The organism is Anaeromyxobacter soli, from assembly GCF_022808855.1.
Lineage (GTDB): Bacteria > Myxococcota > Myxococcia > Myxococcales > Anaeromyxobacteraceae > Anaeromyxobacter > Anaeromyxobacter soli.
In genome coordinates this window covers 32796-43530 of sequence record NZ_JAKZLF010000035.1, presented here as the reverse complement: position 1 = coordinate 43530, position 10735 = coordinate 32796, and the positions used below count along the sequence as shown (strand labels likewise).

The window sequence follows — 10735 nt, the reverse complement described above, 5'->3', positions numbered from 1 at the left end:
CCCCGCCCCCCCCCGGCGGCGCCCCGCCACTGCCGGCAGTGCCGCATGACCCGGGCGTCCAGCTCGCAGGCCACCTGGACGCGCTCCAGCTCCTCGGCGGTCGGGCCCCGCTGACCGGTGCGACCGTAGTGCGTGCCGTGCTCGGGCTCCGAGATCAGCGGGACGAGGTTCACGAGGAACGCGCCGGCGCGGCGGACTGCCCGGGCGACGTCGGGGAGGTGCGCGTCGTTCACGCCCGGGATCACGACCGAGTTCACCTTCACGAGCACGCCGCGCGCGGCGAGCGCCGCGATCCCCTCGAGCTGCTGCGCGGACAGGAGCCGGGCGCCCTCGACGCCCCGGAGCTTGCGCCCGCCCCGCAGCACCCACGGGTAGATCCGCTCGCCGACGGCGGGGTCGATCATGTTCACCGTCACCGTCACGTGCCGCACCCCCGCCGCGGCGAGCCGCGCCGCGTGCTCGGGCAGGGCGAGGCCGTTCGTGGAGAGGCACAGGCGAAGATCCGGCGCCGCGCGCCGCACGCCCTCCAGCGTGGCGAAGGTGGCGTCCGGGTTCGCGAGCGCGTCCCCCGGCCCCGCGATCCCGACCACCGACAGCTCCGGGAGCTCCGCGGCGACCGCGAGCACCTTGCGCACCGCGTCCTCGGGGCGGAGCCGCTCCGACACCACCCCGGGCCGGCTCTCGTTCGAGCAGTCGTACTTCCGGTTACAGTAGTGGCACTGCACGTTGCACGCGGGCGCCACCGCGACGTGCACGCGCGCGAAGTGGTGGTGCGCATCCTCGCTGTAGCAGGGGTGATCGGCGACGAGCGCGGCGACGTCGGCGGGGAGCGCCGGCGGGGCGTCGCCGCAGCCGCGGCCGAACGTGCAGTTCGCCGCGGGGGGCGCGGCGTCGGGACGGGCGAGGACGGGCAGGCGCATGGCGTCCTCACGCCGCCAGGGGCTCGAACGAGAACGCGCCCTTCTTGCAGGTCCGGCCGCAGGCCTCGCAGCCGATGCAGTCGTCCGCGTTCTCGACCGCGGCGAACATCTTCGCGGACTCCTCCTCGTCCACCTCCGCCGGCGCGAGCACGCCGTGCGCGCAGATCTTGATGCACCGGCCGCACCCGATGCAGAGCTCGGGATCGATGTTCCGCACGAACCGTGGGGTCCACTCCCGCTTCCCGCGCGTCAGCCCCGTGATGAACGCCATGACCGTCTCCTCTCCCGTGTGGTGCGCCCTTCACGGCGCCGTTCAGTCGTCCTTCGCCTCGTCCGCCGGCGTCTCCGCCGCGGCGCCCGCTCCCGCGGGCGCCATCGCCTTGCGGAGCCACGGCGGCGGCCGGCCGCGCAGGACCTCCTGCAGCCGCTCGACCACCTCCGCCACGGCCACCTCGCCGCTCGTCCTCATCGGGTGGATGCGGCGCGAGACGAGCTTCGCCGCGGCGGGTCCGCCGATCTGCGCGGTGTAGACGATGGCGCAGCCGGCGAGCGCGCTCGCCCGCGCGGCGATGCGGTCCTCCTCGTCGTCGGCGCTCGTGATCGCGCTGACGCGCTCGAGGAAGCGGGCCGCGCCGGGCCCGATCTCCCACACGTAGAAGTGGTCCGCCCGCCCGAAGTGCTCGTCGATCCGCTCGCCCGTGGTGCTCGTGAACGCGATCCGCATGGTGACCTCCGCCGTCAGCTGTGCGCGAGCCGCTGCGCCTCGGTCGCGCTCGCCTGGAACAGGTTCGCCACCTCGAACACGAGGTTCATCGTGCCGCGGTAGCCGGCCCAGACCTTCTGGTGCGCGCCGAGCCGGTCGAACACCGGCACGCCCGCGCGCAGGTGGGCCTTCACCCCGAGCTTCGCGACCGCCTGGCGCCCGTTGGAGCTCGCGACGACGAGGTCCGCCCCCCGGGCCGCGGTCTCCAGATCCTCGAGGTCGCCGACGGACACCGCCCGCGCGGGCAGCGCGTCGAGGCCACGGGTCCGCGTCGCGGCGAGCGCGGCGCCGATCTCGCACCCCATCCCGTGCAGGAAGCGGGTGAGGCCCTTCAGGTGATCGGCCTCGAGCGCGAGCGCCACGCGCTTCCCGCCGAACGCGTAGTGGCTGTCCACCATCGCGTCCATGAGGCGGCTCCGCGCCCGGCGGAGCGCGCCGGGGACGGGCCGACCCGAGATCGCCGCGAGCGTCGCGACGAGCCGGTCCACCTCCCCGAGGCCCGTCACCGAGGTGAAGCCGTGGGCCGGGATCCCGAACGCCTCCTCCAGGCGGAGCGCGGCCCGGGCGAGCGAGTCGCCGACGTAGATCGTGGCGACGCTCCGCCCCGCGGAGCGGATCGCGTCCACCCCCACGCCGCCCGTCGAGAGCGGCGAGACCTCGTCGTCGATGTGGCCGTCGAGGGCGTTCGCGATGTCCGGGACGGCGACGACCGAGAGTCCGAACGCCTCGATCATGCCCTTCAGCTCCTCGACGTCGGCGGGAGTGAGGTGGGCGCCCGGGAGCAGCGTCACCTGCCCCGGGATCGGCGTCCCTCCCTCCGCGAGCGTGGTGACGAGGGCCTCCACCGCCGCGGCGTACCCCTCCTGCAGCGAGCCGCAGTAGTCCGGCGTGGACGCCCAGACGATGGGCACGCCGGCGTGCTCCGGGCGCTCCCGGCGGAACTCGGCGATCGCGCTCCGCACGTCGTCGCCCATGGTCTCGGTGAGCCCCGAGGTCATGACCCCGACGACGCCCGGGTGGAACTTCTCGATGACGCGCGCGAGCCCGGCCTTCAGGTTCCTCCAGCCCCCGAAGATGGCGGTGTCCTCGCTCATGGCCGTGGAGTTGAGGGCGATCGACTCCTTGAAGTGCCGCGAGAGCTGCAGCCGGATGAACGTCGAGCAGCCCTGCGCGCCGTGGAGGAGCCCGAGCATGCGATCCACGCCGAGGTACGCGAGCGTCGCGCCGAGCGCGGGCGAGTTCTTCTGCGGGTTCACCGTCGCGGCCTTGGCCGGCACCGCGACGCGCGACGCGGAGAGGTCCTCGGCGGCGAGCGCCGCCGCGTGGCCCCGCGCCGCCGCGCGCTCGGCCTCGAGGGCGGCCTCCGGCAGCTCCCAGGGCGCCCGCGCGGAGAGCGCGGGCCAGATGGGGTTGTTCACGGTGAGATCGAGCTGGCGGGCGAAGGTGACCATCCCCTCGTAGCCCGCGTACGGGTGCGCGCGGCCGTGGTTGATGTCGAGGAACGGCGTCCGCGTCTTGAGCGCGAGGAACTTCGTCTTTCCGCCCGCCACGACGAGGTCGGGCAGCTTCTCGCGCATGATCCCGAGGAGCCCGGCGGTCGAGGTGTCCTCGATGATGCGGGCGTCGCGGTGCATGAGCGCCTTCATGCGGTGGAAGTCCTCGAGCGTGGAGTTCTGCGTCCCCGCCGCGAGGATCTCGACGCCCAGCTCGCGCAGGGCGTTCACCATCGACCAGGTCTTCACGCCCCCGGTGAAGAGCACCGCGCGCTTGCCCTCGAGCCGCGCCCGGTGCGGCGCGATGCGCGCGCGGCAGCGCGCCTCCTCCTCGGCCACGAGCGCCTCCACCGCGTCGGCCATCGCGCTCGCCCCGTCGCCGCGCCCGCGATCGAGCTCGCGCGCGATGTGGCGCAGGGCGGTCGCGGTGTCGGTCATCCCGTAGAACGACTCCTCCAGGTACGGGATGCCCCAGCGCTTCTTCATCTTCCGCGCGAGGTTCGTGAGGCTCTTCGAGCAGATGATGACGTTCAGGCGGGCGCGGTGCGCGTGGCGCAGGTCGTCGAAGCGCGCGTCGCCCGAGATGCAGGACAGGATGCGGATCCCGAGCCGCTCGAAGAGGGGCAGCATCCCCCAGAGGTCGCCGGCGATGTTGTACTCGCCGATGAGGTTCACGTCGTACGGGGTCGTCGTCTCGGGCTCGGCCGTGCCGATCACGTGCTCGAGGAGGAGCTCGCCGGCGAGCCGGTTGCCGATGTTCTTGTCCCCGACGAACCCCGGGGTGTTCACCGGGATGACCGGGACCGGCACCTCCCCCGCGACCGACCTGCAGACGGCCTCCACGTCGTCGCCGGTCATCGCCGTGACGCAGGTGGCGTAGACGAAGATCGCCCGCGCCTCCGGGTAGCGCGACGCGAGGTCGACGATGGCGCGGCGGAGCTTCTTCTCCCCGCCGAAGACCACGTCGTTCTCGAGCATCTCCGTCGTGAAGCCGCGCCGGTAGAGCTGCGACCCGGAGGAGCGCGCGCCGCGGTTGTCCCAGGAGTTGCCGGCGCAGGCGATCGGCCCGTGCACGAGGTGGATGGCGTCCGTCACCGGCATGAGCACGACGCGCGCGCCGTCGAACGCGCAGCTCCGCTCGGTGCCCTCGCCGGGCTCGGACTTCTTGCAGAACCTCGGGGCGCCCTTCTCGCTCGTCTCGCAGTCGGGCGCGTCGTAGTAGTCGGGCCGCGGCATGGCCGCCTCGCTCGGGTTCGGGGTCGGGATCGAGCGCGGCCGCTACCGCATCATCTCGAAGAAGCGGTCCTCGCAGCCGTCGTCCTGGAGATCGATGAACTTGTTGCAGATCTCGGTGACCATGTTGACGACGCCCTGGTAGCCGACGAGCGGGTAGCGGTGCCTGTTGACGCGGTCGAAGATGGGGAAGCCGAAGCGGAAGAGCGGGATCTTCGCGTCGCGCGCGGCGAACTTGCCGTGCGTGTCGCCGATGAGCGCGTCCACCGGCTCCGTCACGAGCAGGGACCGCAGGTGCCACAGGTCCTTGTTCATGTAGACCTTCCCGTCCTTGCCGTAGGGCGAGGCGTCGAGCAGCGAGTGGAGCTCCTTCTCCAGCTTCTTCGAGCCCTTCGAGCAGAGGACGTGGACGGGCCTCGCGCCCATCTCGAGCAGGAAGGAGACGTAGCCGAGGAGGTAGTCGGAGTCGCCGTAGACGGCGAACCGCTTCCCGTGGACGTACTGGTGGGCGTCGGTCATCGCGTCCACCGCCCGGCCGCGCTCCGCCGCGAGCGCGTCCGGCACCGGCTTCTCGAACAGCTCCGAGAGCTTCAGGAGGAAGGCGTCCGTCTTGGCGATGCCCATCGGCATCGGCATGGAGACGTGCTTGCCGGAGTAGTTCTCCTTCACCCACCCGAAGGTCTTGGTGGTGGCGTAGGGCGCGACGGAGAGCGTCGCCTTGCCGTTGATGGAGTCGGCCGCCTCCTCGAGCGGGGTGCCGCCCGGATACAGGCGGTAGGTGCCGTCGAGGGGGGAGTCGAACGTCTCGGAGATGTCGGCGAGGAAGGTGTACGGGATCCCGAAGGCCTCGAAGATCCGCTTGTACTCACGGTAATTGCCGGTGTTCGCGTCGAAGCCGGCGATGAAGTTGAGCTTGCCGGTGCAGCGCCCCTCCACCGCCCTCCCCTCGGTCAGGGTCTCGAGGATGGCGCCGAGCATGGCGTCGTAGCCGTGGACGTGGGAGCCGCTGAAGCTGGGGGTGTTGGCGTAGGGGGCCGGGAGGTCCTTCGGGAGGTGCCCCTTGGCCCTCGCGTTCTTCAGGAACGACGAGACGTCGTCGCCGATGATCTCCGGCATGCAGGAGGTGAAGATGGCGATCATCTTCGGCGCGTAGAGCGCGCAGGCGTTCTCCAGCCCCTCGTGCAGGTTGTTCTGCCCGCCGAACACCGCGCCGTCCTCGGTCATGGCGCTGCAGACCGCCGGCGCGGGCTCGCGGAAGTGGCGGTTCAGCGTCGAGCGGTAGTAGGACGCGCAGCCCTGCGAGCCGTGCACGAACGGCAGCGTCCCCTCGAAGCCGTGGGCGCACAGCTCTGCGCCGAGCGGCTGGCAGGCGTGGGCCGGGTTCACCACCAGCGCCTGGCGCGCGAAGTTCTTCTCCCGGTACTCCGGCGTGTCGATCCAGGCGCGGACCCGCTCCTCGTCCTCGCGCGTGATCTCGCAGACGGGTTTGACGGTCAGTCCAAGGTTGTTCGCCATGTGTCGGTTCCTTCGGGCAAGCGGGTGGCGTTCCGTCCGGCGGGACGGCGGATCGAGGTCTCGAGAGGTGGCGGGGGCCGTGGCCCCCTCCGGCTAGAACGGCGACTTCACGAAGCCCCAGGTCGGGCTGTTGATCGCCATGTCGATGTCGCGCGCGAAGATCGGGAAGCCCTTGTACCCGTGGTACGGGCCGGAGTAGTCCCAGCTGTGCATCTGCCGGAAGGGCAGCCCCATCTTCTGGAACAGGTACTTCTCCTTGATGCCGGAGGCGACGAGGTCCGGCTTCAGGTCGTGGACGAACCGCTCGAGCTCGTACTCGGAGGCGTCGTCGTAGATGACCGTCGCGTCGGGCATCTCGGGGGCGGTCCGGTCGTAGTCGTCCGCGTGGGCGAACTCGTAGCCGGAGCCGACGACGACCATGCCGAGGTCCTCGTAGGCGCTGACGGTGTGGCGCGGTCGCAGGCCGCCGACGTACAGCATGACCTTCTTGCCCTCGAGGCGGGGCCGGACCTCCTCGATCACCTTCTGCATCATGGGATCGTACCTGGCGATGACCTTCTCCACGTTCGCCTTGATCCGGTCGTCGAACCGCTCGGCGAGCTTGCGCAGGCTCTCCTTGATCTTCGTCGGCCCGAAGAAGTTCAGCTCGATCCACGGCACGCCGTACTTCTCCTCCATGACCTTGCACATGTAGTTCATGGAGCGGTAGCAGTGGATGACGTTGAGCTTCACCTCGTGCGTCGCCGCGATGTGCTCCATCTGGCCGTCGCCCGTCCAGACGGCCTTCACGTTGAAGCCGCACTCCTCCAGGAGCGGCTTCGTCGACCACGCGTCGCCGCCGATGTTGTACTCGCCGATGAGGGCGATGTCGTACGGCGTCTCCGGCTCGGAGAACTCGCGCGTCTCGATGATGTAGTCGCGGATCGTGTCGTTGGAGATGTGGTGCCCGAGCGACTGCGAGACGCCGCGGAAGCCCTCGCAGTTGCAGGGGATGACCGGGAGGTCGAGCTCCTTCGACATCTGCTTGGCGACGGCGTTGATGTCGTCGCCGATGAGGCCGACCGGGCACTCCGACAGCACGGAGATGCCCTTGGCGAGCGGGAAGAGCTCCTTCGCCTCCCGCAGGAGGACGGCGAGCTTCTTGTCCCCGCCGTAGACGATGTCCTTCTCCTGGAAGTCGGAGGTGAACTGCATCGCGAAGTTGGAGACGCCGTTCACGCCGCTCATGAGGTTGCGGCGCGTGCCCCACGAGTACCAGCCGCAGCCGACCGGCCCGTGGGAGACGTGGACCATGTCGCGGATCGGCCCCCACACGACGCCCTTGGCGCCCGCGTAGGCGCAGCCGCGGGCGCTCATGACGCCGGGGACCGTCTTCCTGTTCGACTTCACGCAGGCGCTGCCCGACGCCTGGTCGTTCGGGGCGAGGTGTGGCGCGCGCTTCTTCTTCCCCTTCTCCGGATACGCCTCGAGCGTCCGGTCGATCATCGCCTGGGTCGACTCCTTCGTGATGCCGTCGACCGATTTCACCGAATTGGACATCGTCGTTCTCCTCGCCCGTGCCCTGCGCTACGCGCCCGCTGCCTCGGCGACGCCGACCTGGGACTCGTCCTCGTCCGCGATGATGCCGTACTGCATGAGCAGCTCCTCGAGCTCCTCCATCTGCAGCGGCCTCGGCACGACGAGCTTCCTGTTCTCGGAGATCTTCCGCGCCAGCTCGCGGTACTCGCTCGCCTGCTTGTGCTCCGGCGAGTACTCGATGACCGTCATGCGCCGCAGCTCGGCGCGCTGGACCTGGTTGTCGCGCGGGACGAAGTGGATCATCTGCGTCCCGAGCTTCGCCGCGAGCGCCTCGATCAGGTCCGCCTCGCGGTCGGTGTTGCGCGAGTTGCAGATGAGGCCGCCGAGCCGGACCTTGCCCGACGAGGCGTACTTCAGGATGCCGCGCGCGATGTTGTTGGCCGCGTACATGGCCATCATCTCGCCGGACACCACGATGTAGATCTCCTCGGCCTTGTTCTCGCGGATCGGCATGGCGAACCCGCCGCACACGACGTCGCCGAGCACGTCGTAGAAGACGAAGTCGAGGTCGGGGGTGTACGCCCCGTTCTCCTCGAGGAAGTTGATGGCCGTGATGACGCCGCGGCCGGCGCAGCCCACCCCCGGCTCCGGGCCGCCGGACTCGACGCACTTCACGTCGCCGTACCCGACCTTCAGCACGTCGGAGACCTCGAGGTCCTCGACGGTGCCGCGCTCGCGCACGAGGTCCATCACCGTCGTCTGCGCCTTCGAGTGCAGCATGAGGCGCGTCGAGTCGGCCTTGGGATCGCAGCCGACGATCATCACCTTCTTGCCGAGCGAGGCGAGCCCCGCGACCAAGTTCTGCGTCGTCGTGGACTTGCCGATGCCGCCCTTCCCGTAGATCGCGATCTGCCTCATGTCGTCTCGTTCTCCTCGCGGGGACCGTCCCGCGCCGTGTTCGCGAGGAGAGAGAGCAAGGGCCGTACCGCGGCCCCGCGCGCGAATCCTGCGCGCCCGGGAGGCGATCCGCCCCCGCGCGCGCAAGGCTCTCGCGCCGCGCGGCGCCGAGGCCTCCGCGCGTGTTCGACATCGGACGCTGCTCGCTGGGTGAAACCCGACATCACGTGCGGAACCCGACAGCGGGTCTTATGACCGGGGGCTGCGCCCTCAGGATTCGTCACATCTTCGGCTGCTGAACCGAGGGAGCGGCTTCGGTCGGCCGAGCGGCGCACCGCGCGCTCCGGCTGGGCATCGACGGGTCAGCACGCGCGCGCCGGAACGCTCCGGGCGGAGCACTGCGGGCGGCAGAGCGGTGAGCGTCACCGGCGGGGGCGCAGGGGTTCGGAAGCCCGGAAGTACGCGAGCGGCGAGTCGTCGCTCTGGCCGCGCGGCCATGCGACCCAACCCCGGTTCGCCGGAGGTTCTCCCAACTCCGGGCCGGCTGCCGCAGGGTCACGGCGCCCACATTCCCAGCTGCCTGACGGGACGCAGCGGCGCCACGTCAGCGAGCGAGAGCGACGATGGCCCGTCGCCCGCGTCGCGGCGGAAGCGATCCATGTGCTCGCGCCCGAAGGTGCTCTCTGCGTGAAGCAGGTTGTGAGCTCGGCAGGCGAGCCGAAGATTCTCGATCGTGGACGGTCCCCCGAGGGCGGCGGGCTGGATGTGGTCGAGCTCGAGCTTCCAGCGGCTGTTGCAGCGGCAGCCGTCCGGGCCGACCCAGGCGCAGCGCCCGCCGTCGCGCGTCCACACCGCGCGGCGCACTATCGCCGGGATCGTGGTCCTCGCGGCCGGCGGCTTCGCCGCGGTCTTCTTCGACGCGCTGGCAATCGTCGTCCCGGCCTGCTTCGCTCTCTTCGTCTTCCGCTCCGGCGCGACCGCGCCCTTGCGCTTGCCGTGCTTTTCGATGGCGCAGCGGATCGCCTCGTGGAGCACCGCCGCGAGGTCGCCGTCCGGGACCTTGTGCGACAGAAGCGACCGGAGCGTCTCGAGGTCCTCCTTGCAGGCGCGGTCGAGCGTGACCCGGAGCGACCAGTGGCTCTCCGAGACGGCGAGCGTCTCGGCCCGTCGCTTCGGCTGCGCTGCGGGGGGCGGGGGCCCCGGCAGAGCGCCGGCCGCGGGTCCCGGATCGAGGGTCGGCTTCGCGGTGCCGGGCTCGGTCGCCGTCTCGGCCTGCCCGGCATCGGAAGCTGGGAGCTGCAGCGCTGCGCTTCCCGCGGTGGGCGCGCGTTCGGTGAGCTTGCGGAGGCCAGCACGCGGAGCGGTGCGCGCCTGGACGGAGGCGACGAGGTGCTCGACCTCGGCCCGGGTCCGGAAGGCGGCGCGAGCGAGGAGGTCGTCCACGTTCTCCTCGGTGAGCACCTGGCCGAGGAGCGCGACGGTGGAAAGGCAGAGACGGCCATCGCGGAGTGGGGCTTCCAGTGTCGGAAAGCGTCGCAGCACGCGCATCGCCTGGATGCGCCGCCCGGCGGCGCCCTCGCGGAGGTGGAGCGCCTCAAGGCAATAGGCCCACAGGGACGCATGGCCGGCTTCAACGAAGGCGCGGCGCCGATCGAACTCGTCGAGGTGCAGGAGGAAGTCGACCTGAACGTTTCGTTCCTCTCCGGCGAGCTCGCGCAGGCGGATCGCGAGCGCGTTCGATTCGAGAGCAGCGGGCGCAGACATGGGTGTGCACCTCCAGTACACCCTTCGTAACACGCGATTTCCGGAGCTCCGGAGACGCTCCAGGCTCGCGCCTGCGCGGCGTTCTCCGCTGCGCCCTCGTCGGAGCCTCAAACCGATCGGCGCGCGCTTCACGCGCGGGGCACGTTCGCGAGAGCGGCCCTCCCGCGCCTACTCATATGCCGAGCGCGATCGAAGCGAGAAGGCGTCAATGGGAAATGTCTCACCCACCGCATCTGGGACGTCTTGCTTCGTCGCGAGAAGAGCCGCGGCACCGACCGGCACTACCGCTGGCGATAGTTGTCACCCAAGGTGAATACGGTCGACCTTCCGCGACGCTCCAGGGCGTGCTTCGGGGCGAGCTGCGGAGGCGCCTTCGAGAAGTCCGCGAGCTCCCCGCGCGAAGTCACGCCGTCGCTGGGCCCGGTTCGACCACGACGAGACGCTCGCCTGCTCCGCCGCCTTCCCGCGTTCATCGGGGTCGAGCACGAGCGCGTGCGCCGACCCCGTCGATGCCCCGAATCCGTCATGCGCACGGAAGCCGTGGTCGAAACACCCGCCGCTCGTCCGGCGAGTACCCGAACTTGTGACGAATGATGAGGGCTGCGCCCCCGCCCCGCCGAGCAGAGCTCGTC

8 protein-coding genes are annotated in these 10735 nt (G+C 70.7%); all 8 read right to left on the bottom strand.

Annotation, left to right across the window (positions count from 1 at the left end):
• A partial coding sequence (gene nifB / locus MLV88_RS19665) for a nitrogenase cofactor biosynthesis protein NifB (RefSeq protein ID WP_243338419.1) occupies positions 1 to 920 on the bottom strand: 920 nt, incomplete at its 3' end.
• 7 nt (positions 921 to 927) lie between these two features.
• Positions 928 to 1191: a ferredoxin III, nif-specific gene (fdxB, locus tag MLV88_RS19660; RefSeq protein WP_242355439.1), complete on the bottom strand. Its 264-nt coding sequence runs from the start codon at positions 1189 to 1191 to the stop codon at positions 928 to 930.
• 42 nt (positions 1192 to 1233) lie between these two features.
• Positions 1234 to 1644 carry a nitrogen fixation protein NifX gene (gene nifX, locus MLV88_RS19655; protein WP_242341249.1) on the bottom strand — a complete coding sequence of 137 codons (411 nt, stop codon included), beginning with the start codon at positions 1642 to 1644 and terminating at the stop codon, positions 1234 to 1236.
• Between the two features lie 14 nt (positions 1645 to 1658).
• Entirely contained in the window at positions 1659 to 4412 is a 2754-nt protein-coding gene (locus tag MLV88_RS19650) for a bifunctional nitrogenase iron-molybdenum cofactor biosynthesis protein NifEN (protein ID WP_242355441.1), read from the bottom strand.
• Between the two features lie 42 nt (positions 4413 to 4454).
• Entirely contained in the window at positions 4455 to 5924 is a 1470-nt protein-coding gene (gene nifK, locus MLV88_RS19645; RefSeq protein ID WP_242355443.1) for a nitrogenase molybdenum-iron protein subunit beta, read from the bottom strand.
• 93 nt (positions 5925 to 6017) lie between these two features.
• The gene (gene nifD, locus MLV88_RS19640; protein WP_242341246.1) at positions 6018 to 7463 is read right to left on the bottom strand and encodes a nitrogenase molybdenum-iron protein alpha chain; all 1446 of its coding nucleotides are present in this window, start codon (positions 7461 to 7463) and stop codon (positions 6018 to 6020) included.
• Between the two features lie 27 nt (positions 7464 to 7490).
• Positions 7491 to 8360: a nitrogenase iron protein gene (nifH, locus tag MLV88_RS19635; protein WP_242341245.1), complete on the bottom strand. Its 870-nt coding sequence runs from the start codon at positions 8358 to 8360 to the stop codon at positions 7491 to 7493.
• A gap of 534 nt (positions 8361 to 8894) precedes the next feature.
• Positions 8895 to 10103 carry an HNH endonuclease gene (locus MLV88_RS19630; protein WP_243338417.1) on the bottom strand — a complete coding sequence of 403 codons (1209 nt, stop codon included), beginning with the start codon at positions 10101 to 10103 and terminating at the stop codon, positions 8895 to 8897.
• Positions 10104 to 10735 lie beyond the last annotated feature (632 nt).

Excerpts from the sequence above, each read along its gene's own strand:
- fdxB (WP_242355439.1), bottom strand. The coding sequence starts at position 1,191 with ATGGCGTTCATCACGGGGCTGACGCGCGGGAAGCGGGAGTGGACCCCA.
- nifX (WP_242341249.1), bottom strand. The coding sequence starts at position 1,644 with ATGCGGATCGCGTTCACGAGCACCACGGGCGAGCGGATCGACGAGCAC.
- MLV88_RS19650 (WP_242355441.1), bottom strand. The coding sequence starts at position 4,412 with ATGCCGCGGCCCGACTACTACGACGCGCCCGACTGCGAGACGAGCGAG.
- nifK (WP_242355443.1), bottom strand. The coding sequence starts at position 5,924 with ATGGCGAACAACCTTGGACTGACCGTCAAACCCGTCTGCGAGATCACG.
- nifD (WP_242341246.1), bottom strand. The coding sequence starts at position 7,463 with ATGTCCAATTCGGTGAAATCGGTCGACGGCATCACGAAGGAGTCGACC.
- nifH (WP_242341245.1), bottom strand. The coding sequence starts at position 8,360 with ATGAGGCAGATCGCGATCTACGGGAAGGGCGGCATCGGCAAGTCCACG.
- MLV88_RS19630 (WP_243338417.1), bottom strand. The coding sequence starts at position 10,103 with ATGTCTGCGCCCGCTGCTCTCGAATCGAACGCGCTCGCGATCCGCCTG.